This window comes from Flavobacterium macrobrachii, from assembly GCF_014486675.1.
GTDB classification, from domain to species: Bacteria; Bacteroidota; Bacteroidia; order Flavobacteriales; family Flavobacteriaceae; genus Flavobacterium; species Flavobacterium macrobrachii.
Genome location: NZ_JACTAC010000019.1, coordinates 23,822 through 47,756, shown reverse-complemented (window position 1 = coordinate 47,756; position 23,935 = coordinate 23,822). Strand labels below are relative to the sequence as shown.

At 32.3% G+C, this 23,935-nt stretch carries 23 protein-coding genes and 1 pseudogene; 11 read left to right on the top strand and 13 right to left on the bottom strand.

The features are described from left to right. Positions 1-130 precede the first annotated feature (130 nt). Positions 131-1,027 (top strand): restriction endonuclease, encoded by an 897-nt coding sequence (locus IAI56_RS06370; RefSeq protein ID WP_187657081.1) that lies wholly within the window; start codon positions 131-133, stop codon positions 1,025-1,027. Between the two features lie 653 nt (positions 1,028-1,680). Here IAI56_RS06370 and IAI56_RS06365 read toward each other — a convergent pair. Then, positions 1,681-1,827, bottom strand: a pseudogene (locus IAI56_RS06365) (L-threonylcarbamoyladenylate synthase); the annotation flags it as partial. Positions 1,828-1,988: 161 nt separating this feature from the next. Between IAI56_RS06365 and def the strand changes: the two are divergent. From def to IAI56_RS06340, 5 genes are all read left to right on the top strand, one after another. Further along, the gene (gene def, locus IAI56_RS06360; RefSeq protein ID WP_187657080.1) at positions 1,989-2,639 is read left to right on the top strand and encodes a peptide deformylase; all 651 of its coding nucleotides are present in this window, start codon (positions 1,989-1,991) and stop codon (positions 2,637-2,639) included. 59 nt (positions 2,640-2,698) lie between these two features. Beyond that, positions 2,699-4,354, top strand: coding sequence for an LIC_10190 family membrane protein (locus tag IAI56_RS06355; protein ID WP_187657079.1), 1,656 nt, complete (start codon positions 2,699-2,701; stop codon positions 4,352-4,354). Positions 4,355-4,427: 73 nt separating this feature from the next. After that, entirely contained in the window at positions 4,428-4,952 is a 525-nt protein-coding gene (locus IAI56_RS06350) for a superoxide dismutase family protein (protein ID WP_187657078.1), read from the top strand. A gap of 9 nt (positions 4,953-4,961) precedes the next feature. Next, a complete protein-coding gene (locus IAI56_RS06345) occupies positions 4,962-5,525 on the top strand; it encodes a YdeI/OmpD-associated family protein (protein WP_187657077.1) in 564 nt (187 codons plus the stop codon). A gap of 78 nt (positions 5,526-5,603) precedes the next feature. Beyond that, positions 5,604-6,803, top strand: coding sequence for an LETM1-related biofilm-associated protein (locus IAI56_RS06340; protein WP_187657076.1), 1,200 nt, complete (start codon positions 5,604-5,606; stop codon positions 6,801-6,803). A 31-nt stretch (positions 6,804-6,834) separates the two neighbouring features. Here IAI56_RS06340 and can read toward each other — a convergent pair whose 3' ends face one another. The 4 genes from can to IAI56_RS06320 form a co-directional block, all read right to left on the bottom strand. Next, on the bottom strand, positions 6,835-7,470 hold the full coding sequence (gene can, locus IAI56_RS06335) for a carbonate dehydratase (RefSeq protein ID WP_187657075.1): 636 nt from the start codon (positions 7,468-7,470) through the stop codon (positions 6,835-6,837). A gap of 11 nt (positions 7,471-7,481) precedes the next feature. Continuing rightward, a complete protein-coding gene (locus tag IAI56_RS06330) occupies positions 7,482-8,165 on the bottom strand; it encodes a carbonic anhydrase family protein (RefSeq protein WP_187657074.1) in 684 nt (227 codons plus the stop codon). A gap of 34 nt (positions 8,166-8,199) precedes the next feature. Beyond that, the gene (locus IAI56_RS06325; RefSeq protein WP_239106978.1) at positions 8,200-9,981 is read right to left on the bottom strand and encodes a SulP family inorganic anion transporter; all 1,782 of its coding nucleotides are present in this window, start codon (positions 9,979-9,981) and stop codon (positions 8,200-8,202) included. A 407-nt stretch (positions 9,982-10,388) separates the two neighbouring features. Beyond that, positions 10,389-10,868, bottom strand: coding sequence for a Dps family protein (locus tag IAI56_RS06320; RefSeq protein ID WP_187657073.1), 480 nt, complete (start codon positions 10,866-10,868; stop codon positions 10,389-10,391). Between the two features lie 115 nt (positions 10,869-10,983). Here IAI56_RS06320 and IAI56_RS06315 point away from each other — a divergent pair, with 115 nt between their 5' ends. Then, entirely contained in the window at positions 10,984-11,925 is a 942-nt protein-coding gene (locus IAI56_RS06315) for a LysR substrate-binding domain-containing protein (protein ID WP_187657072.1), read from the top strand. Between the two features lie 35 nt (positions 11,926-11,960). Here the strand turns inward: IAI56_RS06315 and IAI56_RS16245 are convergent, their stop codons facing one another. The 4 genes from IAI56_RS16245 to IAI56_RS06300 form a co-directional block, all read right to left on the bottom strand. Next, positions 11,961-12,155 carry a hypothetical protein gene (locus IAI56_RS16245; RefSeq protein ID WP_239106977.1) on the bottom strand — a complete coding sequence of 65 codons (195 nt, stop codon included), beginning with the start codon at positions 12,153-12,155 and terminating at the stop codon, positions 11,961-11,963. A 525-nt stretch (positions 12,156-12,680) separates the two neighbouring features. Next, complete coding sequence (mnmC2, locus tag IAI56_RS06310) at positions 12,681-13,337, bottom strand: tRNA (5-methylaminomethyl-2-thiouridine)(34)-methyltransferase MnmC2 (protein WP_187657071.1); 657 nt, start codon at positions 13,335-13,337, stop codon at positions 12,681-12,683. 2 nt (positions 13,338-13,339) lie between these two features. Beyond that, positions 13,340-13,804, bottom strand: coding sequence for a hypothetical protein (locus IAI56_RS06305; protein WP_187657070.1), 465 nt, complete (start codon positions 13,802-13,804; stop codon positions 13,340-13,342). A 3-nt stretch (positions 13,805-13,807) separates the two neighbouring features. Beyond that, positions 13,808-14,302, bottom strand: a complete 495-nt coding sequence (locus IAI56_RS06300) for a DUF4920 domain-containing protein (RefSeq protein ID WP_187657069.1) — start codon at positions 14,300-14,302, stop codon at positions 13,808-13,810. Between the two features lie 229 nt (positions 14,303-14,531). Here IAI56_RS06300 and IAI56_RS06295 point away from each other — a divergent pair, with 229 nt between their 5' ends. After that, complete coding sequence (locus tag IAI56_RS06295; protein ID WP_187657068.1) at positions 14,532-15,599, top strand: branched-chain amino acid aminotransferase; 1,068 nt, start codon at positions 14,532-14,534, stop codon at positions 15,597-15,599. Positions 15,600-15,672: 73 nt separating this feature from the next. Here IAI56_RS06295 and IAI56_RS06290 read toward each other — a convergent pair whose 3' ends face one another. Both IAI56_RS06290 and IAI56_RS06285 read right to left on the bottom strand, forming a co-directional pair. Continuing rightward, a complete protein-coding gene (locus IAI56_RS06290) occupies positions 15,673-16,293 on the bottom strand; it encodes an L-threonylcarbamoyladenylate synthase (protein WP_187657067.1) in 621 nt (206 codons plus the stop codon). Between the two features lie 59 nt (positions 16,294-16,352). Next, positions 16,353-17,165, bottom strand: coding sequence for a DUF5694 domain-containing protein (locus IAI56_RS06285; RefSeq protein WP_222940985.1), 813 nt, complete (start codon positions 17,163-17,165; stop codon positions 16,353-16,355). Positions 17,166-17,316: 151 nt separating this feature from the next. Here IAI56_RS06285 and IAI56_RS06280 point away from each other — a divergent pair, with 151 nt between their 5' ends. Beyond that, complete coding sequence (locus IAI56_RS06280) at positions 17,317-18,354, top strand: sensor histidine kinase (RefSeq protein ID WP_187657066.1); 1,038 nt, start codon at positions 17,317-17,319, stop codon at positions 18,352-18,354. After that, positions 18,351-19,034, top strand: a complete 684-nt coding sequence (locus IAI56_RS06275) for a LytR/AlgR family response regulator transcription factor (protein ID WP_187657065.1) — start codon at positions 18,351-18,353, stop codon at positions 19,032-19,034. The genes IAI56_RS06280 and IAI56_RS06275 overlap by 4 nt, the downstream gene beginning before the upstream one ends. On the opposite strand, the gene IAI56_RS06270 is transcribed toward IAI56_RS06275, so the two are convergent. Beyond that, the gene (locus IAI56_RS06270) at positions 19,035-21,368 is read right to left on the bottom strand and encodes an ATP-dependent helicase (protein WP_187657083.1); all 2,334 of its coding nucleotides are present in this window, start codon (positions 21,366-21,368) and stop codon (positions 19,035-19,037) included. 105 nt (positions 21,369-21,473) lie between these two features. Between IAI56_RS06270 and IAI56_RS06265 the strand changes: the two genes are divergently transcribed. Beyond that, complete coding sequence (locus tag IAI56_RS06265) at positions 21,474-21,995, top strand: DUF7935 family protein (protein ID WP_187657064.1); 522 nt, start codon at positions 21,474-21,476, stop codon at positions 21,993-21,995. A 62-nt stretch (positions 21,996-22,057) separates the two neighbouring features. Here the strand turns inward: IAI56_RS06265 and IAI56_RS06260 are convergent, their stop codons facing one another. Further along, positions 22,058-23,827 (bottom strand): carboxypeptidase-like regulatory domain-containing protein, encoded by a 1,770-nt coding sequence (locus IAI56_RS06260; protein ID WP_187657063.1) that lies wholly within the window; start codon positions 23,825-23,827, stop codon positions 22,058-22,060. Positions 23,828-23,935 lie beyond the last annotated feature (108 nt).

Here is a 23,935-nt window from a genome sequence, read left to right as displayed (position 1 = left end):
GCTATCGGAGTGCTTTTTTTTGTTATAGGTGTTTGATGTAAAATTGTATATTTGAAAAAAGGATTGTGATTTTTTTTCATAGTCTGAGGTTAGCAGCCATAGTCGCAAACGCACGAAAAAAACAATATAAATGACAAAGAAAAAAAGCCGTAAAACAGAATTTATTAAGTGGTTCGGACCAATACTTGATGCATTACGAGATTTCGGAGGTTCAGCTACACCGAAAGAAATAATGAACTGGATTGCAGAAAAACTTAATGTTGACGATGAAACGTTAAACGAACGATATGAAAAATCAGGACTTCTGAAATTTCCTAACCAATTAGCTTGGGCAAGACAATATTTGGTTTGGGAAGAGCTTCTTGCTGCATCAAAACGTGGAGTTTGGACTATAAGTCTCAAAGGAAAGGAAACTCATTTAGATGAAAAGAAAGCTCATGAAATATTTCTTAAATGGGTAAAAATTCTTGCGGATCTGCGAAAAGGAGTTCAAAGCGAAACTGAAGTCGAAAAGATTATTATAACACAAGAAGAAGACGAACTCGACGGTTCTGATACAAAAATCCAGCTTTCATTGCTAGAAGTTTTACAAAATTTATCGCCGATAGGATTTGAGCATTTATGTGGTAGACTTTTGAGAGAATACAATTTTGAAGATATCGAAATTTCTCAACAATCGCACGATGGTGGAATTGATGGCTATGCAAACCTAAAGTTAAATCCATTTGTTAATATGAGTGTCTATTTTCAATGTAAAAGATATAGTGGAACTGTTCCAACTGAAAAAGTTCAAGCATTTATTGGAGTTATGGAAACAAATAAAAGAAGCGTTGAAAAAGGACTTTTAATAACTACAGGTTCATTTGCTAAAGCAGCAATAGAAATTGAAAAAAATAATATTAAACTTGAATTAATAGACGGAGATAAATTAGTGCAAATGTTTGAAGATGTTGAACTTGGAGTGAAACCCAAAACTATATACGAACCTGATATGACATTTTTTGAACAGTATCGAGAAAAAAAATAATTACAGCATATAACAACAGTAACTGTTGCACAACTACCATTTTTTAAATATAAAATTGGAAACTATAAAAAAAATAACCTCTTTTTATCCCGAAGTTTCGGGAGATTTAAAGGAGGTTTGTTTTTTATGCCTAATAGGTTGAAGAACTTAGTTTATTAAAGGTGTTTTTACTATATGAAGGGAAGGAATTTGCTACTAAAACTGTAGCGCTGTTTTTTATAGCGGTACTCGCTGTGAAAGTAATAATACAATAGAAAGGGAGAATTAGCTCATTATTAATTTTTAACTTATTTTAAAAAAATTATGTTTTATTGTTTCTTTTTTAATTGTTTATTTATACATTCGTCAAAGGAAATGCAATTTTGTCACTGGCATGACAACGATTTTAAAAGTGTTAGGACTTTTATTTTAAGGCAACTTAGGTTGCCTTTTTTTTGTTTACTAACTATTTTTTATTTAAATTTGATTATTGTTTTCTTGTGTTCATTTTTGAATATATAGAGGCTTGGGGCTACGCAACTATATTTTTTATATAGTTGCTTTTTTTTTTAAGGATAACTATTGGTTTGTAACTTGATTAATTTTGGTTCAAACAGACAAATTGATTATTGAAGAAATCAAAGTTTAGTAAAAAAAACTAGGATTGTTTCTAGCTAAAAAATATCAATATCGCCTTTTCCTTCTCGAATAACTACTGGCTCATAGCCCGATAAATCGATAATCGTGGAACCAACATTATCACCATAACCGCCATCGACAACCAAATCGACTTTGTTTTGCCATTTCCCAAAGAGTAGTTCCTTTTTGAACAGAGTAGTTATAAAACTAAATTAGTACTAGTAGTATAGTATCGGTATGGCATCGGTATGGCATCGGTATGGTTGTGGTACGCCAAGCCATCTAAAATTATCCATCAACATTTATAAAAATCAATATCTTTGAAAAAAAGTACTGATTAAAAATGGAGTTTATTACTAAAACCAAAACTATGCTCTGCCTGCTGTTTTTTGCCGCTATGGCGTATTCGCAGCAGTATAAAAAACTAACTACACTAGAAAAAAAGTTGATACTTGTTGATACCACTCAAATGATGCGGGTAACGCAAACCAAGTTTCACAACGATTCTATTATTTTAAAAAACGTTTCCAAACCCATAAATCCAAAAGACAAACTGACCACAGTATTAGCCAATCGGATGCTTAAATCGGTTCTAGATCCAAGTCGTCGTGGTGTTGGTATTGCTGCGCCACAGGTTGGTATTAATCGTAGAATGGTTCTAGTACAACGTTTTGACAAAGAAAATAAACCGTTTGAAGTTTTTATCAATCCCGAGATTGTTTGGAAATCGGAGTTAATGCAAAAAGGTCCAGAAGGCGATTTATCGTTTGACGAACGGGGTATGATTTATCGTCATTATTCAGTTAAAGTACAGTATTTTAACCTCAAAGGCGAAAAAATATCTGAAACACTCGAAGGCTTTACAGCAGTAATATTCCAGCACGAACGCGATCATCTAGATGGAATTCTACTCACCGACAGACAAAAAGAACAAGAAAATTTAAAATTCAAACCATCAACCTCAAACTCTAATTTGTATTTGATTGAAAAATAAACAGATACTACTAACCTATTTCTTTGCTATTTTTACGCTGATTTACTAACCAACCGATTGTGATTTATTTATTTCTTAGTTTGCTACTTATACTTCCGCTGCTTTTTGGTTGGGGAAAACTTGCTACTCGTTTACTAAGTTTTAGTTTTAATAGTATTTGGGCAAATCTAACCGCCGGTATTGTAAGTATTACTACTGTTGCCGGCACTTTTGGTTTCTTTTTCCCATTGGGAATGTCTTTTGAAATAGTGGTAATTCTAATTGGCTTTAGCGGATTATTTATAGTCAAAAGTAATTTTTCAGAACTCTTTTTATTGCTAAAGAAACCATTATTTTTAATTTTTATTTTTCTAGGAATTGGTGTAGCAACCTTTGCTCCTTTTATTAACGACCATTTTAGTTATTATGTACCAACGGTCAAATGGCTAAGTGAATATGGCATTGTTAAAGGGATTTCGAATGTTGATTTGATTTTAGGACAACAATCTTCTTGGCATATTTTTCAGGCATGCTTTGATGATATGTTAGATTCTTTTTTGAGAATAAATGTAGTGTTGTATCTTATCTTTATATTTTATGCTTTTGAAAAGAAACTATGGAATATATTACTATTTACTCCTTTTTTCTTTCTCTTTTTACATTCGCCTTCACCCGATTTACCTCTTTATGTTTTCAGCATTCTGCTAGTCGTAGAAATTTTTAAAACCGATTATTCCATAAACTTTAATAGTCTATGGTTGTTATCACTGTTTCTATTTACGCTGAAACCAACCGCTTTTTGGCTTCCTATTTTTGTGTTTTTATTAGGTTTTAAAACTAATAAGCAAATACTATTTGGACTAAAAAACATAGTATTGACGGTAGTTTTACTATCTCTTTTTTTCATCAAACAAATTTGGGTTTTTGGCGATATTATTTTTCCAATACAAAGTAATTTAATTGATGTTTCCTGGAAACCTTCAAACTATTTACTAGAACAATCAAACCAAAATGCGTTACTCAAAACTTATGATTATCAATACACTATATCCGAAATAAACTCGTGGTCTACTGCTGATACCATCATAAAATGGTTAACACTTGCTGGTTTTAAAAAAATCATAAACACAGGAATTCTACTGGTTGTTGTTGGATTTGGATTTCTTGCCTTTAGAAAACGAAATACCAAACTCATCTTGCTTTGGGTTTGTATCACACTAAAAACTATTGTTGTCTTTTATTTTTCAGGACAATATCGCTTTATGATTGATGCCATTTTACCGCTTATTGCTTTGGTCCTTTTGGGCATAGCAATAAAACCAATACTATCCAAGGGAATTACTTTAGTAGGAATTGGAATAGTTTTCATCATTTTCTTGTTCCCAAAAATTCTGCAAGAAAATGTTAGTTCGTTTTATGTAGGACAATTGATGGGTAAACCAAGTATGGAACAACTAATAAAGCCATTAGAATACAGTAATAGCGACTACAACCAACATAAAGTATCGAATTTTACTTTCAATACGCCTTCAAACTACCACTTGATGCATGATGTTCCGTTGCCATGCTTAACGACTTACTCGTTAAAAGAGTTTTATTTAGCTGGAGTTTTTCCTTATGCTTATGATGAAAACGATTTCAAAAAAGGGTTTTATCTAAAAAAACTATCGCCAGCTGAAAAGGAAAAAATTAAATCCATTTTGAAGGACTACAAGTTTTCTCATCCTGTTGAATAACTTAGTAAAACGTTAAAAAAAGGCAATGCCCATTGATTATTTTGTAAATTTGAAAAACTAAAAATCACAACTTATGAAAAAGATAGTCTTATTTTCCGCCTTACTTTTAGTAATTATTATAGCATGTAAATCGGGTAACAATACTCCAAAAAATAATATAACCATCAACCTAGAAGCTAAAAGCAATAGCAAAGTTGAAGGAACAGCTACTTTTACTGAACGCAATGGTGAAGTTGTTCTGGAGGCCAAAATAAGCGGTTTAACTCCTGGAGTTCATGCTATTCATATTCATGAAAAATCAGATTGCTCAAGTGCAGATGCAGCTTCGGCTGGCGGACATTGGAACCCAACCTTTAAAAAGCACGGAAAATTTGGCGAAGGCGAATACCACAAAGGCGATATTGGTAATTTTACTACTGATCCTGATGGTAATGCAACTGTATTTTTCAAAACCAACGAATGGTGTATTGGCTGTGGCGATGAAACCAAAGATATTCTAAACAAAGGGTTAATTGTACACGCCAATCCCGATGATTTTGAAACACAACCTACTGGAAATGCTGGCGGAAGAGTTGCTTGTGCCGGTATTATCAAATAGTTTTCACCTTTGGAAGAAGAACATTTATATTTTAAAAATGCTCAAGAATGGCGAAACTGGTTGCACGATAATCATACAAAAGTTACCAAAGCGTATTTGATTTTCTACAAAGTTAGCAGTACATCCGAAAGCATGCGCTGGGAAGAAGCAGTTAAAGTTGCCATTTGCTATGGTTGGATTGATTCTACAGTAAAGCGAATTGACGACGACAGAAGACAACAACTTTTTACACCAAGAAAAGACAAAAGCGTTTGGAGTAAACTCAATAAAACCTATACCGAAAAACTAATTGCCGATAACTTGATGCATAAAAGTGGTTTGAAAAAAATTGAAATTGCCAAACAAAATGGTTCTTGGGAATCTCTTGATGGTGTTGAAAATTTAGAAATTCCAGAAGATTTAGAAATTGCTTTTATCCAAAACAAAACCGCTTTTGACAACTACAATAACTTTAGTAAATCGTATAGAAAAAGCTACCTTTATTGGTTAAATCAAGCCAAAAGAGAAGAAACACGAAGTAATAGAATAGCTGCAATCATTTTGCTATGTGAACAAAACATTAAATCGAGGTAATGATTATAAATTAACCTATTCTTTAGCTGTTTTCTTTAAATAAATACTATAATTTTGCCTTGATTAAAATTCAAAACAATGATTAACCCTTCAATACACGGCTGGATTGACAAGTATTTTGCCGAGCAAAAGCACAAAGAAGACGAAATAGTCATTGACGAAGTTGAGTTTTATGAAGCCACGAGAAAAACAGGTTTCATCTTTGGACATATCGTTGCTGTTGATACTATCATTCCTATTGATATTGACAATTGGTTACCCATAGAAATCTCAAAGATTAGCTTACTAAATACGCTATTTAAAGTTCATTGTTTAGTTACTAAAAAAGTAGATAGTGTAAAATTCACTAGCGATTGTGTTGCTTTTTATAAAAGTTTAAATCCAAAAAGCAGTTCGATTTTTAAGATTTTAAGTAGCAATTCAAATGTTCAAAACTTAGAAGAAATTATCCATACGAGAGTTCAAACGAATGAAGATATTTTTAGCAAAAACTTCTCTCACGTGATTACCAATGCGCTTTCGTTTATAGATGTTTTAGCATTTAAAAAGTTTTTGGAACTTGGCGAAATTCCCGAAAAATATTCCAATAAAATTGAAGAAATCGTAATTGGAATTGTTTCGATTTCCTTGAAAGTAAAAACCGGAAAATCGGTTCACGATGAATTGTTGCAAAAACTGTTTGAATCGTCCGTTCGATACAACAAGTTTTCAAATGCTAGTAGTAAAAATATTGAAGAACTAGATTTGAGTTATCTTAACGATGAAATTGAAAAATTATACATTGTTGATTTGGCTGGAATTAGTCTTTGGAGTGATGAAAAAGTAGAAAATGAAGAACGCTATTTCATGTTTAAACTAGGCGAAAATTTGGCTATAAAGGATGAACAAATCATAAAAAATATTGATTTTATCAACTATTTTATCACAAAATATAAAAGCGAAATTCCTTATTTCAACTTCTCCAATCCGGTGAAACATTTTTATGACACTACGACTGAAAGTGTTGGTGTTTTAATCAATCGAAATAAAAAACGTTTAATTAAAGAAATTAGACAAAGTAAGGAATTGATGTATCTTTTGGCAAAATCAACACACAAAGATCTGGACAAAGAAGAGAAAAAGAAAGTTAAAAAACAGTTACTCGATATTTGTAAAACGGTTCCATCGTTGACCATTTTTTTATTACCAGGCGGAGCTTTGCTTTTACCTATTTTAATCAAGTTTATCCCAAGAATGCTTCCATCTGCATTTAATGAAAATAGTAACGAAGACGAATAAAAAAACGCCGCTTATAATAGCGGCGATTTCGTTAAAACTTGAGTTGATAAACATCGTCTAAATCTTTCTCTGAACTAATATTTACATCTAAATCGGTTACATAACCCGAATTTAATCCGTAAACCCAACCGTGTAAAAATAATGGTTGGTTACTTTGCCAAGCATTTTGCACAATAGATGTTTTGGCTAAATCAAAAACTTGTTCTTTTACATTTACTTCAACAAATTTATTGAAACGTTGCTCATCATTAGAAATACTATCCAATTCTTTTTGATGCAAGCGATAAACGTCTTTTATATGTCTAATCCAATTATCAATAATCCCGATAGAACTATTTCCCATAGCTGCTTTAACACCACCACAACCATAATGTCCACAAACAATAACATGTCTAACTTTCAAAACATTAACTGCATAATCTAGTACACTCAACATGTTCATATCCGAATGTACTACCATATTGGCAATATTTCTGTGAACAAAAACATCTCCAGGCTTAGCACCTACAATCTCATTGGCTGGAACACGACTATCTGAACATCCAATCCAAAGCAATTGTGGAGTTTGCCCTTTGGCTAAATCTTTGAAAAAATCTTTATCAATAGCCAGTTGATCATCAACCCATTTTTTGTTGTTTTCTAATAATTTTTTATATAATTCACCCATTGATATAAATACTAATGTCTTAGTTCAGCTACTGAAAATTCAGGATTTAAATCGTCTTTTATATAAGTTACATCATCGTAAAAAGTTACTTTCCCCGATTCTAAATCGTGCATAGCACCAACAATTCCAATTTCACCATTTTCAAGCATTTGTTCTAAAATGTAACTACGCTCAATAATGCTTTTTACACTTCTTTTCACATTGATTTGTGCCACGTTTTCAACAAATGTAGCATTTTTTGAGCTTCGTTCATCTGTTGTGTCTTTTTCTGCATAAACCGCTGGTTGCAATTTTGATAATAATTCGGTTAAATTACCCATTTCAACATGATCGCATGCGCCTTTTACAGCACCACATTTGCTATGACCAAGCACAACTATTAGCTTTGATCCTGCTACTTTACAAGCAAATTCCATACTTCCTAAAATATCTGTATTTACAATATTTCCAGCAATTCTTACCGAAAATACATCGCCTAAACCTTGATCAAAAATTAATTCTGCAGATGTTCTACTATCGATGCAGCTCAAAATAGTTGCAAATGGCCATTGACCATCACGAGTTTCATTGGCTTGCTTTAATAAATCTCTATCGGTTTGTAGATTTTTCATAAATCTACTGTTACCTTCTTTTAAAATTTCTAAGGCTTTTCTGGGTGTAATTTGAGCTTGTATTTCTTTATTTAGTGTTTTCATTTTTTTTTATATTTTACTCTTTTAATAATTAAAACTAGTTTTGAGAAGGTTTCTGTTCTACAAATACATTCTTTTTGCTAGTTTCATCGGTATTTTCTAATTCATAAACCTTTTTAAACCCAATGAATTTTACCTTTATATTTTGTTCTTTAGCTTTGATTTTTTTGAATTCTTTAATCAAATCCAATACATCGTGAGCAATATAGACAGTATCAGAAGCATTGATGATTACTTTTGAATTATCTGGTATTGAGTTTAAAGTTGTTTTGACTGCTGCTTTATTTAAAAAAGAGACTTCTTGCGCTAAATCAATATGGATTATATCGCCATCTTTGTATACCTCTTTTCTAAAATTATAGGCTCGTTGCATATTTCCTCTTAAAACAAAAATAATACTTATAATCATTCCTAATGCAACACCTTTGAGCAAATCGGTAAAAACCACTGCAAGTGTTGTAGCAAAAAATGGAAAGTAAATATATTGATTACGGGTTACATTCTTCTTGAACTCAATAGAAATTGAAGACTTGTAAAAACAATATAATAAAATAAAGACGGTTATAACAGCAAGTGCAGAAATTGCAATTGCGCTAACAGAATTTGTATATCCAATAATGACTAACACTAAAGAAATAAGCAAAAGATTTACTTCTTTAGGCATATAATCTGCAAAATGTTTAATATTAGGAACGGCCAATTTGTAACCTACCATCAATAAAACGGCAGCCAATGTAGCTAATGGAATTTTATTTAAAATTACTGGAATAGCTAATACACTAATTAACAATAGAACACCATGAATAATAGAAGACATTTTTGATTTGGCACCAGCATCATTATTGGCAGAAGTTCTTACCACAACCGAAGTCATTGGCAAACCACCTAACAACGAACTAACAACATTTCCAATTCCTTGTGCTTTTAACTCAATATTGGTATCTGTATGACGCTTTAAAGCATCCATTCTATCAGCAGCTTCAATACAAAGTAACGTTTCGATTGACGCAACAACAGCAATTGTAAAAGCAACTACCCAAACTTTAGAATTGGTTATTGCAGTAAAATCAGGTAAAATAATAATACTTTTAAATTCTTCCAAAGTAGTTGGAACCGGAAGACTAACCAAATGCGATTGGCTAATAGCCAAACTATTTCCTGTAATTATAAAAAATTCGTTTAGCAAAATACTAACAATAACAGCTACCAATGCAGGCGGAACTAATTTAATTCTCTTCAACACATCAACTTTTGGCCACATGATTAATATAATCAATGAAATAATCGTGATTATGACTGCTCCAGGATGAATGAAATCAATGATATTGAATAATTCTGAGAATGTATTTTGTCCATCAGCTTGTGTAAAAGTCTCGTCACCTTCATAATCAGCATCATAGCCAAATGCATGAGGAATTTGCTTTAAAATGATTATAACACCAATACCAGCAAGCATTCCTTCTATTACATTAGTTGGAAAGTAATTGGAAATTGAACCCGCTCTTAAAAATCCTAATGCTAATTGAATAATTCCAGCGATTAAAACTGCTAAAAGAAAAACGTTAAAAGCACCTAAATCGGTGATTGCGGTTAATACTATGGCGGTTAATCCTGCTGCTGGACCAGAAACACTTATGTGAGATTGGCTTAAATAACCTACTACTATTCCACCAACTATTCCGGATATAATTCCCGAAAACAATGGTGCGCCAGATGCTAATGCAATTCCTAAACATAATGGAAGTGCTACTAAGAAAACCACTAAACCCGATGCAAAATCGGATTTAAGGTTTGCAAAAAGATTTATTTTTTTTGTCATTACCTTATTTTATTTAATACAAATACTATCTCGCAAGTGCGAAATCTTTAATCAAAAGTATTAAATAAATTCGGGCGGTGGTGAAAATATTATTGAAGAAACTTTATCATGCTCAGAGAGTTTTTCTGATATAATTTTTAACTTTTTTACTGTTTTTGATATATTTAGACAGTAATATAGTTTGAGGTCAGCTTTGACTTCTTTCAGCTCTTTGTGAATTTCTTCTTCAGCTAGACTAAAAAAAATTGATACATCATTCTTCTTTTCTATAATACTAACCACAGTTGGAGTAACTAGAAATGCAACGAAAAGAACTAATATGAATTGTACCAAAAACTTCATTGAACAAATGTAACATTACAAAGGAATTTGCTCCTTTTTTTAAATAAATTTTAACATCTTACTATTTACATTTCTTCCTCTAACCATGCTTTCATCATCCAAATAGTTTTTTCTTGCTCTTTGATAAAATCACTCATCATAGAGTTAGTTCCTTCATCATCAATAGTTCCAGATTGTAACAAGATAACTCGCTCTACTTTCAACAACTCTGTTAACGAATTTACAATCAAGGTGATAGCTTCTTCATCATTATGAATGTTTTTCCCAACTTTTATTTTACTGTTTTTGATATAATCATCAAAAGTATGAAATGGAATTCCACCCAAAGTTAACACTCTTTCAGCAATTAAATCGATTTTAAGTTGAGAATCATTATACAGTTCTTCAAATTTTAAATGCAAATCAAAAAAACGTTTTCCTCTAATATTCCAATGTAAACCTCTCAAGTTTTGATAATATACTTGAAAACTAGACAATAAAATATTTAATTCTGCTACTAATATTTCGGTTTCTTTTACGGGTAATCCAAGACTATTTACTTTCATGATAATTTTAATTTTTCTTAATGCTAAATAATTTAATCAAATTACGATATAAAATGACAATTATCATTATCAATTAAATTGATAGTTTTTATATTTGTATCAAAATATACTATAAATGACAATTACTCAACTTCAATATGTTTTAGCGGTAGCAGAATACAAAAACTTTACTCTTGCAGCGGAAAAATGCTTTGTTACACAACCTACCTTAAGTATGCAAATACAAAAAATAGAAGAAGAACTTGGTATTCAAATATTTGACCGAACAAAAAAACCAATACAACTAACAGAAATTGGTCAAAAAATTGTTAATCAAGCAAAAAACATTGTTAACGAAGCCGATAGAATTAAAGATATTGTTGATCAGCAAAAAGGATTTATTGGAGGTGAATTTAGACTAGGAATTATCCCTACAGTTATGCCAACGCTTCTGCCAATGTTTCTTAACAATTTTATTAAGAAATACCCAAAAGTAAACTTAATCATTGAAGAGTTAAACACAAATGAAATCATTGACAAACTCAATAATGGTCATCTTGATGCAGCCATTGCAGTTACGCCTTTGGAAGAAGAAAAGATTAAGGAAATTGTACTTTATTATGAACCATTTGTAGCTTATATTCCTGAAAGTCACAAAACATTTACTAAATCTGAAATCGATATTGACGATTTAGACATCAACGAAATCCTCTTGCTTCAGGATGGACATTGTTTTAGAGATGGAATTTTAAACCTTTGTAAAAATAAAAATCAAACCGAAAAAAATCATTTTCAAATAGAAAGTGGCAGTTTTGAAACTTTAATAAAACTAGCCGATGAAGGTTTGGGCACAACGCTTCTTCCCTACTTACATACTTTGGATTTAAACGAGAAAAACAAAGTTAAATTAAGACAATTTGCAGAACCAAAACCGGCTCGTGAAGTTAGTCTATTATTCCCTAAAAACGAATTGAAAATTCACATTATTGATGCGCTTAGAACGACTATTTCTGGAGTAATTAGAGGTGCAATTGCATTTCAAAATGTTGAAATAATAAGTCCATTACAAAAAAAATAAGGAGCTCGCACAAACTCCTTATTTCTCTCTTAAAACTAATTTATTAAACTCAAACATGTTTTTAACTCGGGCTTTTCCTTTGTAAAAAATTGAAGCCACCTTTTTAATTGTTCAATTTCATAAGGCAATAGATTTTTAACTGCCTTCTTCAATTCTTTGGTAAAGAGAATTGGATCAAAACTCACTCTTTCGAGCACAGATTTAGTGTAATCGTAGATCATTCTAGGCATAATAGTAAGATTTAGGGTTATCTTATTTTTAAACTCATGATAAAAGTATATCAAACTTAGATAGTTACCAAAAAAAATCGATAAAAAACATCGATAAAGTGCTTTTTTTGTCGATTATCGGTGTTTTTTAACCTTTTTTGATACTATTTTCTTATAATAAAAACATTGTGCTAAAAAAAAGAAACAATTACTGTTCCTTTTAGTTTAACCTAGTTTATATGTAAGATGCATTGCCTTAATTCTGGCCGAGTTTGAGTGTAACTGAGTAGCCATTTGGTCAACTCATCTAACTCATGAGGTAATAATACTTTGTAGGCTTTCTTTAATTCTTTACAAAAAAGAGTGACGTCAAAGCTCACACCTTTTAATACTTTTTTAGTATATAATAACATTGATTTGGACATGTTGAACTTCTTTAAGATTAGGAAATTTTGATTATTTCAAAGTTAATAAAAAGAAAAATTCAATGTCTTGCTTTAATTGTTAAATATTATTTAGAGAAACGTTAAATTTTATATTGTATTTTTATTTGTATGCTCTTAACATCTCTCTTTTTCCTGGCGCTCCTGGAAGCTTTTCAATACTAAAACCTGCCGAAATCATGGCTTGTTTTATTATTGTTCTACAAGCATAAGTTACAAGTATTCCATTGGTTTTTAAAGCTGTATGCATTTTTGTGAATATAGCTTCACTCCAAAGTTCGGGTTGAACATCAAAGCTAAAAGCATCAAAGTAGATTATATCAAAATATTCTTTGTCATTTATATCTTGAAAGAATTGCTTGCGTTTAGTTAAGTAAAAGTTGTCGCAAACTTGGTTTTTTACTTCCCAGTTAAGTTGATGTATGGCTATGAATATATTTGTTTTATTGGAATCTATCTTTGAAGCAAAATTCATTGCATCAATTTCTTCAATAGTAATAGGAAAAGCCTCTACTGCAGTGTAATCAATAGGTAGATTATTTTTTTCAGCTTCTAGAGAAGTGATAAAAGCATTTAATCCTGTACCAAATCCTATTTCTAAAATAGAAACTGACTTTCCTTTGAAAATAGAAAGTCCGTTTTTTATGAATACATGATAAGCTTCTTGAATGGCACCGTTTTTAGAATGATAGGTTTCGTTCCATTCTGGAATGAATAGCGATGTTGAACCGTCTTTGGTTGTAATAATCTCGCGTTTCAATGTTATTCTTTTATGTAAAGCTTTTTAATTCTAGGTATTGGTCCGCCACATTTTTGTTGATGACATTGAATACAAGCATCAATTCCTGCATTGAAGTGTTCTTTGGCTTTGGCTGGTTCTTTGTATATCAATTCTTGTGCTTTGATGAATTTTGCGGCTTGTTGTTTGAAGAAATCGTCGTTTTCTTGTTTATCAGTCATCACGGCACTATGAATTTTCATAAAATGCTGAGGAAACTCTCCAATCTTTTCGCCCTTTTGTATGCGTTCTTTTAACCGTAGATTGTCCACATACATTTGTTCCATCAATGCTGCCATTTCAGACATTTGATACATTTCAAACTTCTTTTCTTCTTTAGCGGGAATTGTATCGGTTGTACAAGTTTCTTTTTTGGCAGCTTCAGTTTCTTTTTTTTGACAAGAAAATAAGGAAGCTATTGCTAAACATAGAATGAATACTTTCTTCATGGGTTATTTTTTTAAATAAACTCCGTCAGCCATGAAAGCATAAGTCACTTCTGGTTTTTTTATTTTATTGATTTCTGCTTGTGACTTTCCTGCGTCTTTTGCATAATGTCTTAACTCGTCAACACTTACTATTTCTACATAGGCTTTTCCAGAGACTACAGCATCACTACCATCAGCATTTAGAGGAACAAAAAAGCCATAGTCTTTAAACTTTACAAATGCTTTTTGATCATTAGATAAGTCAAGGTTCATCCAACATCCTTTCTTTTTACAAACTGATTTTATGTTTGAAGTAAACTTAACAGTAATTGTATCACCTTTTTTTAAGGCTTTATATTTTTTTAGCATTTCTTTTTCGGTCATTACTTTATCTAATGCAAACTTTTGTCCAAATAAAGCATAATCGGCTGTATTTAGTTTAGCTTTTTTATTGGCTTGAGCAAATCCTACTGCTGTAATTAGAAAACATGCTACTAAAAGTGAAATTGTTTTTTTCATAAAAAAAAGTTATTGATTAACTGAAACAAAAGTAATTAGATTAGACAAAAGATGCATTAGTATTTGATTAAAATTTAGCTTTTGAAAAAAAAAATAATCAATCTAAATTAAAATTAAAATTTTTAATAGTTTTACAAAAAACTAACATCACAACCACTAATAGTCAGGCGGAAATGTATATGATTGTTTATCAAATATTTGCATCAAGCATGGCTGAACAAAACATTAAATGGATACTAAAAACACTCACGAAATCGATATAGTACTTGCTACTTCATCAAAAATAAACAGCGTAGATTTTGACAATCTTTCTTTTGGAAGCACTTTCACTGACCATATGTTAGTGTGTGATTTTAAAGAAGGGAAATGGGGAAAACCTGTGATTAAACCTTATGAACCTTTTATGATTGATCCTTCGGCTAAGGTGTTTCACTATGGTCAAGCAATTTTTGAAGGAATGAAAGCCTATAAAGATGAGCAAGACCAAGTATGGATTTTTAGACCTGATCAAAACTTAGACCGTTTCAATAAATCTGCGGTTAGAATGGCGATGCCAGAAGTTCCTGAGAGCATTTTTATTGATGGATTGAAAACTATATTGGATATAGAACGTGCATGGGTAAAAAAAGGTTTGGGTAATACGCTTTATATTCGACCATTTATGATTGCTATTGGTTCTGGAGTTATTGCTCAACCTTCGACACAGTACCGTTTTATGATTATTCTTTCGCCTGCTAAATCTTATTATTCTGGTGATGTAAAAGTTATTATTGCTGAGCATTATAGTCGTGCTGCTAACGGTGGTATTGGTGCTGCAAAAGCTGCCGGAAATTATTCTGCTCAATTTTATCCTCAGAAATTAGCACAGGAGAAAGGTTTCCAACAAATTATTTGGACTGATGATGCCACGCATACAAAGCTAGAAGAAGCTGGAACAATGAATGTTTTCTTTAAGATAAATGATACCTTATATACTGCTCCAACTAGTGAACGAATTCTTGATGGTGTCACCCGAAAGAGTTTAATTGACTTAGCAAAGCGCGAAGGTATCAAGGTGGAGGAACGCTCTGTACTAGTTGATGAAATTGTAACTGCTGCAAAAGACGGTAGTTTAAAAGAAATATTTGGTGCTGGAACTGCTGCGGTAGTTAGTCCAATAGTAGGGTTTCAATACAAGGAAGATTATTATGAGTTGCCTAAATTACAGAACTCTATTGCGATGGATTTGAAGGATAAATTAACTAAAATTCAATATAACTTGGCTGAAGATACTTTTGGTTGGACGGTTAAGATTTAGATTTTAAATTATCTTCAAAAGCGGTTTCAATGGAAGCCGCTTTTTTTTTGTTGGCATACCCAAGGTTTGTATACTAAAAAATATCAATATCGCCTTTTCCTTCACGAATAACTACTGGTTCATAACCTGATAAATCGATAATCGTGGAACCTACATTGTCACCATAACCGCCATCGATAACTAAATCGACTTTGTTTTGCCATTTCTCAAAAATTAGTTCCGGATCGGTTGAATATTCCAAAACCTCATCATCGTCGTGAATGGAAGTTGAAACGATTGGGTTTCCAAGCAATTTTACAATTTGAAGCGCAATATTATTATCGGGGACACGAATTCCAACAGTTTTTTTCTTTCTAAATTCTTTGGGCAAATCGTTGTTTCCAGGTAAAATAAAAGTATATGGTCCGGGAAGACTTCGCTTTAAAATCTTAAACGTTGCGGTATCAATCTGGCGAACATAATCAGAAAGATTACTCAAATCGTGACAAATAAACGAGAAATTGGCTTTTTCTAGTTTAATTCCTTTGATTTTTGCAATGCGCTCCAAAGCACGAGAATTGGTAATATCACAACCTAATCCATAAACCGTATCGGTTGGATAAATTACCAATCCACCATCGCGCAAAACTTCTACTACTTTTTTAATCGCCGCTTCGCTGGGTTTGTCTTCGTATATTTTAATAAATTCTGCCATTCGTGTATAATTTGCATCAAGTTACGCAAATTTAAAGAAATAGCGAAGCCTTTTTACTTTTATTTTAAGTACAAAAACGGATCAACTAATTTATATTTTGGGCTTCGCTTCATAAAATCATTAAAATAAGCGGTATGACTTGCTCCCATCAAGATAAAAACTCTATCATTTTCATTCAATTCGATTTGGTTTAAATTAGAATACATTCTAATGTTACGATGGTAATATTTTGCGGCTTCATCTGCACCTTCAAATTTATCTTTGGTGGAAACATATGACAATATTTCGGCATTAACATTGATTAGAAAATCCAAATACTGCGGATGATTATCTACTTTCAATTTGTCTAACAGCGAAAGGTTGTCATAATTCAGTTTTTTCTCTTCCTTATCTATCAACTGAAAATATTTTTCATAGGTTTTGTCATTCACTTTATTTTGAATGGTATTGCCAATATTATAATTGTAACCCATTTTATGGTCAATGCCATAAATACGTTGCGCATTATTCAAACGTCCAACTTCATATGCCAAAAGCTCTATTTCTGAAGGATTTTCAAATGTCATATTTGGGTTTTTCAGATATTCTGAATATTCTTTTTGCAATGCTTCATTAAAACTCGGCGGCATTTCTACAATAATGACGGTTGGTTTAAATTCTGCCAACATTTTAGCCACTTTTTTAACATCTCCTTGATTTTTTCTATCATTTTCGTCAAAATCTACCGAATTGGCATCAGAAGTAAAACCCATGTGAAAGGTTCCAAAATTCAAAACCGGAATAGCATCGTCAAATTTGTCTTTGAAAATAGGCTGTTGCGCCATTGTTTTTGAAAATGCTATAAGTACAAGCATCATAATTACTTTGTTCATGATTTTATTTTTTTAAAATTATTTGAAGCAAAATTGAAGTTTATCAACTGTTTGTACTTCATTATTTCGATAAACACCTTGTTTTACTCTGTCAACACTTTTTGTCTTTGGAAAAGCTATCTTACTTTTACCAAATGAAAATTCAATTTTAATGAAACTATTCTCAAAACAAAAAGAAATCGCTATTCATGTTATTTATTGGCTGATTTTTCTGTTTGGTTATTTTGTAAAATTAAAACCCGAAAATGAGTTTATCTTAAGCTTTGATGAAATCACCTATTTCGATTTAAGCTACATATTTGTTACCGTTTCAACTTTTTATTTGAACTATGTTTTTATGTTGAAAAAATTTTTTGACATCAAAATGGTGAGCAAACTTTTAATTGGATTGGTTTTAATTTTCATTTATTTCATAACGACACGCTATTTTATTGAAGAAATTGTATTTCCATACACCATCGGAACCGGAAATTATTTTGAAGGAACATCTTTCGGCTACTATATTTTTGACAATTTGCATTGGGGTTCAAAACCAGTAATTGCCAGTACGATTATTTGGCTGGTTATCAATTTTATTCGAACACTACAAAATGAAGTTTTACTTAATGAAGAAAAGAAAAAAGCCGAAATTCAGTTTTTAAAATCACAAATCAACCCGCATTTTATTTTCAATACGCTAAATAATATTTACTCGATGGTTTTTAGAAAATCAGAACAAGCATTGCCAGCCATTGAAAAATTGAGCAAAATTATGCGCTTTACAACCTATGAAACTCAAAAAGAGCTAATCTCAATTGACAGCGAACTGAAATACATTGAAAGTTATATTGAGTTGGAAAAAATTCGCAATACTAATGAAATTTATATTTCACTTCAACTTGAAATCGAAGATAAAAACCAACTTATTCCGCCGTATCTTTTGCTTCCTTTTGTTGAAAATTGTATAAAGCATGGCGTTTTAGATGACAACAAAAATCCTATTTTATTTTCCGTTAAAGCAAACCATAAAAAACTCATTATTGAAGTAAAAAACAAAATAAATAAAAAACTGAAAGATGCTCATTCCGGCATTGGATTAACTAATCTGGAAAAACGTTTGGAATATTATTTCCCAAATCGTCATACCTTTAAAGTTACAAACGACGAAAACTATTTTGAAAGTTATTTGGAAATAAAATTAGAAAGATGAAGAAAATAAAATGTATCATTTTGGATGACGAACCGTTGGCTGTGGATCTTTTAAAAAGTTATGCCGATAAGCAATTGCAATTGGAAGTTGTTTTGGCTACTACTGATGTTTTTGAAGTGATTGATTATCTTCAAAAACAAACCGTAGATTTAATTTTTATTGATATTCAAATGCCTGAATTATCGGGAATTCAGTTGATGCAAATGTTTAATAAAGACAATTATTTCGTTGTTAAAACTGCTTATGCAGATTATGCTTTGGAAAGCTATGATTATCGTGTTGTTGATTATTTACTGAAACCTATAAGCTTTGATAAATTTCATAAATCAGTACAAAAATTCACTGATTTTGTAACCTTGGAAACCCACAATCATTTGTTTGTAAAAGTAGATGGACGACAAGTAAAAATCAATCCGAAAGACATTATTTTCATTGAAGGTTTAAGTGATTACATCCGAATTCATCTACCAAATGAGCGCTTGATTGTTCTGGACAATTTGAAAGACTTTATCAACAAACTTCCGTCAAAAGAATTTATGCGAATTCATAAATCCTACATCATTCAACTCGACAAAATAAAATCAATTGACGGTAATATGATTTACCACGACTTGGGTTCAACACCAATTGGCGAAACCTATAAAAATGAAGTTAAAAAATGGATTGGAAATAAGGAATAATTACCCAATCACATCCAACTTTGCAAATCGAAGCAATAATTTTTTAATGCCGCCAACTTCAAACTTGATTTCGGCTTTTCGGTCTGCTCCTATTCCTTCAAGGTTAACAATTTGTCCTTTTCCAAAACGCTCGTGTATCACAACATTTCCAACGGCTAACTTACTGTCAAACAAGTTGGCATTGCTTGGTGCATTATTACTTGAAACAGGTTTCAATTTACGAATATTTGCCGAAGAAACGGGTTCATCTCCATAACTTTTTGGTGGCGTTCCAGCAACTGGTTTGGCTAGTCGTAATTTTGACTTATCAATATCGCCAAAAATATCTAAATCAATCGTTGGTTTATAGCGATAACCGCCAGCATCGGATGGATTGATATATTCTAAGTATTCATCTTTAATTTCTTCAATAAAGCGCGAAGGTTCGGCATCAGTCAGTTTTCCCCAACGATAACGCGATTGCGCATAAGTCAAATAGGCTTGATGTTCGGCTCGAGTTAGGGCAACATAAAACAAACGACGTTCTTCTTCGAGTTCGCTTCTGGTATTTAAACTCATCGCACTTGGAAACAAATCTTCTTCCATTCCAACAATGAAAACATATGGAAATTCTAAACCTTTTGCCAAATGTATCGTCATCAAAGCAACTCTGTCGTCATCACCATTATCTTTATCTAAATCGGTTGCTAATGCTACATCTTCCAAGAATTCGGATAATGCACCGCGAGCACCATCGATTTCTTTTTGACCTTCGATGAAATCGCGCATACCATTTAATAATTCTTCTATATTTTCTAATCTCGCAATCCCTTCGGGTGTTCCGTCTTTTTTCAACTCTTGAACCAAACCTGTTTTTTTGGTCACATGTTCTGCCAAATAAAACGCGTCTTGACTTTCATTAATCACCTGAAAACTCTTAATCATCGTTACAAAATCCTGCAACTTTGCTTTGGTTCCCGAATTTAATTTCAAATCAATTTTATCGATATGTTCCATCACTTCAAAAATGGAACGCTTATAATGATTGGCTGCAATGGTCAATTTTTCAACGGTTGTATCTCCAATTCCACGTGCTGGATAATTAATCACACGAACCAATGCTTCTTCATCTTTTGGATTAATTACTAATCGCAAATAACACAAGACATCTTTGATTTCTTTTCGTTGATAGAATGACAATCCACCATAAATTCGATACGGAATATCTCGTTTTCGCAACGCATCTTCCATAGCACGAGATTGTGCATTGGTTCGATACAAAATAGCAAACTGACCATTGAGCATTTGATTTCGCATCTTTAACTCAAAGATTTCGCTGGCTACAAATCGTCCTTCTTCACCATCGGTAATACTGCGATGTACTTTTACTTTTGGTCCAAAATCGTTGGCTGTCCAAACTACTTTGTCTAATTTAGTTTTGTTTTTATCAATTACCGAATTGGCAGCTTCAACAATATTTTTAGTCGAACGATAATTTTGTTCTAGTCGATACATTTTTACATTCTCATAATCTTTTTGGAAATTAAGAATGTTATTGATGTTCGCACCACGAAACGCATAAATACTTTGCGCATCATCGCCAACGACACAAATATTTTGAAATCTATCGGATAAAGCACGGACAATTAAGTACTGCGAATGATTGGTGTCTTGATACTCATCGACCAAAATGTATCTAAATCTGTCTTGATATTTTGCCAAAACATCAGGGAAACGATTAAGTAATTCATTGGTTTTCAACAACAAATCATCAAAATCCATTGCACCACTTTTAAAACAACGTTCTACATAGTGTTGGTAGATTTCTCCCAAGCGAGGTTTTTTAGACATTGCGTCTTGTTCCATTAATTCGGGATTATTGAAATAAGCTTTTACGGTTATCAATGAATTTTTATAGGAAGAAATTCTCCCAAAAACTTGTTTTGGTTTGTAAACATCTTTGTCTAACTGCATTTCTTTAATAATCGCCGAAATCAATCGAACGCTATCTTGCGAGTCATATATGGTAAAATTGGAAGGATAACCTAATTTATCGGCTTCGTTTCTCAAAATTCGGGCAAAAACCGAGTGAAATGTTCCCATCCAAAGGTTTTTTGCTTCGTTATTTCCAACAATATCAGCGATACGTTTTTTCATTTCGCGCGCTGCTTTGTTGGTAAACGTCAATGCCAAAATATTAAACGCATCAACGCCTAAACTCATCAAATAGGAAATGCGAACGGTCAATACACGTGTTTTCCCCGAACCTGCACCCGCAATGATAATCATTGGTCCATCTTTTTGAAAAACAGGTGCTTGTTGTGCTTCGTTGAGCTGTGAAATGTATTTATTTATCATCTTTTTTGAGAAAGTTCAAATTTATGATTACTCCTATGGATTTCCAATACATTTTATAGGTATTTCTATTATATTTGTCAACAATTTTAAGCGTAAATAATTATGAATTTCGACAAAATCTTAGAAGTAGCACTTTATGTTGTTCCAGCATTAGTAACAGGATTAATTGCTTTTTACTTTTTCCAAAAATTTGTTGAAAACGAAGACAATAGAAGACGTTTTCAATTGATGCGTGACAATCAAAAACATGCTTTGCCATTGCGATTGCAAGCTTACGAACGATTGACTTTGTTTTTGGAGCGAATTAATCCTTCCAAACTTTTAATTCGCGTTGCTCCGTTGAATGATAACAAAATGGATTATCAAAATTTGTTAATTCAGCATATCGAGCAAGAATATGAGCACAATTTAACGCAGCAAATCTACATTACTGATGAATCTTGGACAATGATATTAACAGCAAAAAACACCATTATTCAAACCATCAGAAAAACGGCTTTGGATGAAACGATAACCAATTCGGATAAATTAAGAGAAAAGGTTTTAAGTAGTTTACTCGAAAGCGATTCGGCAAGTGCAATCGCCATCAGTTATTTGAAAAAAGAAGTTACTCAAATTTTATAATCAAAAAAATCCCGTTCAAAATTTCTGAACGGGATTTTGTTTTACAATAGATTGGGAAATAATTAATTATCTCGAATAACGTGAGCAACTCCTATTAAATTATGTAATCCATCACTATCGGTAAAAGTACCACTGAAAGTCATATCGATATATTCGCCAATAGCACCTACATGATTTAAATTAAACTGAAGAGTATTGACAGTCGTTGATGCTATGTAACCAACTCCATTCCCTTCCATAGAAAATTGAGCCGTTGTATAAATTCCAGGCAAATTCGTTGTTCCCCAAATGTATAAACCTCCGTTAATATTTGAAGCATTTAGATAAAGTGGAAACATATTGGGAGTTCCTATTGCAGATAATCCGCCAGAAACATTCTGAATCAAATACACAGGCGCACCACCATCAACTTGGTAAGAAATAAATTCGTTCACTGCTGTATAAGCCTGAAGATTCCCAATATTAGTTATTGGAACTGTAAAATTATAAGCTATGGTGTCTGTAGTTTGCAGGTTTTCTAGGTCAAAACCTTTTAAGGTAAACTGAGTATCATCAGAACAATACAATTCGCTGAAACTAAACGCACCATTAGTAACTGGTGAAACGGAATAGTTTCCATAACGATTTAAGATTACATAACCATTAGTAACATTGGAACCGTTACATTTTACTAAATTACCCTGAACAGTTGAACTTAATGTGCTGTTGGTCAAATTAACCACTATGTTTGGTAAAGTAGTATCCGATGAAAAAGGTCCAATTGTTGTGGTATAAATAATATTATTGGTATTGCAAGTATAGTATGAAGCATACACATTTAAAACCAAAGTTTGATTTGCTGGAATCAAACCCGAAACCTGACCTTCTGCATTAGTATAACCCATAACCGGATAAGTATTTACATTGGCAATTAATCCAACTCCTGCATTTGAAATTTCATTTCCGTTACTATCGACAATCGTTACGGTTAAGCGAACCATTTGAGCAAAAGCATCACAATTCCACCAAGAAAAATGAGAAACTTCGCCAACGTATTTATTACCGATTTTTGTGGCAACTCCATCTTGTTTCCAATAACCTTTTGCTTCATCAAAATGCCAAAGCGGAATTGTACTTGGAGCTGTAGCCAATTGACTATCATCAATTCTAACGGTAATTTCTGCCGTATGACCTGATTTGATATTTAATTTTTGTCCGCCAGAACCACGAAGTTCAACGTTTATCATTCCAAAAGTTTCCAAAATAGCTTCTTGATTGGTTTCGGTTTGCGCATACAACATTCCTGGCATCAAACTACTGATATTGGTATCTGATGGCGTTAAATGAAATAAGGCAACTTGAACAGCACCTGAATAGTCATTCCCATTTTCATCCTGAAAAGCACCGTCAAATTTTACTTTTGTTCCTGAATAAATCGAAACTTCGCTTGCTTCACCCGATTGTATGGTTGCTTGTGAAGCAAAGGGAATCATCATAATTTTTACATTATTTTTACCTATAGTTGGAACTAACGAACGAGAACCATCAATATAACCTGATTTTTTAGCAGTGATATAAGCAAATTTCTGATAGACAGAAGCGTTATTAATCACAAAAACGCCATTAACATCCGTTTGCGTTGTCGAAGAACCAATTTTGATGGTTACTCCTTGAATGGGTTGATTGTCTGCATCCACTACCCGACCGATAAAATCTCGGTTGGCTGTTGCTCCAAAGTTTTGAGTGAAAGTGTTGTCATCTGGTCCAGAAATCGAACCGCCATCATCAGGATTACAAGAAGAAAATGTAATTGCAATAACTAGCAACCACAGAAGGTTTTGGATTTTTTTCATAACTGGTTAGGTTTTATTTACTTTAAAGATAGGTAAAAACAGAAAAGGTTGCGTTTGTTTTACCAAAAGCAACCTTTTAAATGAGTATTTGACTATTCTGAATTAGAA

What these genes read in the sequence shown, in the direction of transcription:
- can (WP_187657075.1), bottom strand. Translation starts at nt 7,470, where the DNA reads ATGGGTGAATTATATAAAAAATTATTAGAAAACAACAAAAAATGGGTT.
- IAI56_RS06340 (WP_187657076.1), top strand. Translation starts at nt 5,604, where the DNA reads ATGATTAACCCTTCAATACACGGCTGGATTGACAAGTATTTTGCCGAG.
- IAI56_RS06275 (WP_187657065.1), top strand. Translation starts at nt 18,351, where the DNA reads ATGAAGAAAATAAAATGTATCATTTTGGATGACGAACCGTTGGCTGTG.
- IAI56_RS06300 (WP_187657069.1), bottom strand. Translation starts at nt 14,302, where the DNA reads ATGAAAAAAACAATTTCACTTTTAGTAGCATGTTTTCTAATTACAGCA.
- IAI56_RS06285 (WP_222940985.1), bottom strand. Translation starts at nt 17,165, where the DNA reads ATGAACAAAGTAATTATGATGCTTGTACTTATAGCATTTTCAAAAACA.
- IAI56_RS16245 (WP_239106977.1), bottom strand. Translation starts at nt 12,155, where the DNA reads ATGCCTAGAATGATCTACGATTACACTAAATCTGTGCTCGAAAGAGTG.
- IAI56_RS06320 (WP_187657073.1), bottom strand. Translation starts at nt 10,868, where the DNA reads ATGAAAGTAAATAGTCTTGGATTACCCGTAAAAGAAACCGAAATATTA.
- IAI56_RS06280 (WP_187657066.1), top strand. Translation starts at nt 17,317, where the DNA reads ATGAAACTATTCTCAAAACAAAAAGAAATCGCTATTCATGTTATTTAT.
- IAI56_RS06350 (WP_187657078.1), top strand. Translation starts at nt 4,428, where the DNA reads ATGAAAAAGATAGTCTTATTTTCCGCCTTACTTTTAGTAATTATTATA.
- def (WP_187657080.1), top strand. Translation starts at nt 1,989, where the DNA reads ATGGAGTTTATTACTAAAACCAAAACTATGCTCTGCCTGCTGTTTTTT.
- IAI56_RS06315 (WP_187657072.1), top strand. Translation starts at nt 10,984, where the DNA reads ATGACAATTACTCAACTTCAATATGTTTTAGCGGTAGCAGAATACAAA.
- IAI56_RS06330 (WP_187657074.1), bottom strand. Translation starts at nt 8,165, where the DNA reads ATGAAAACACTAAATAAAGAAATACAAGCTCAAATTACACCCAGAAAA.
- IAI56_RS06305 (WP_187657070.1), bottom strand. Translation starts at nt 13,804, where the DNA reads ATGAAGAAAGTATTCATTCTATGTTTAGCAATAGCTTCCTTATTTTCT.
- IAI56_RS06290 (WP_187657067.1), bottom strand. Translation starts at nt 16,293, where the DNA reads ATGGCAGAATTTATTAAAATATACGAAGACAAACCCAGCGAAGCGGCG.
- IAI56_RS06325 (WP_239106978.1), bottom strand. Translation starts at nt 9,981, where the DNA reads ATGACAAAAAAAATAAATCTTTTTGCAAACCTTAAATCCGATTTTGCA.
- IAI56_RS06260 (WP_187657063.1), bottom strand. Translation starts at nt 23,827, where the DNA reads ATGAAAAAAATCCAAAACCTTCTGTGGTTGCTAGTTATTGCAATTACA.
- IAI56_RS06295 (WP_187657068.1), top strand. Translation starts at nt 14,532, where the DNA reads ATGGATACTAAAAACACTCACGAAATCGATATAGTACTTGCTACTTCA.
- IAI56_RS06370 (WP_187657081.1), top strand. Translation starts at nt 131, where the DNA reads ATGACAAAGAAAAAAAGCCGTAAAACAGAATTTATTAAGTGGTTCGGA.
- IAI56_RS06265 (WP_187657064.1), top strand. Translation starts at nt 21,474, where the DNA reads ATGAATTTCGACAAAATCTTAGAAGTAGCACTTTATGTTGTTCCAGCA.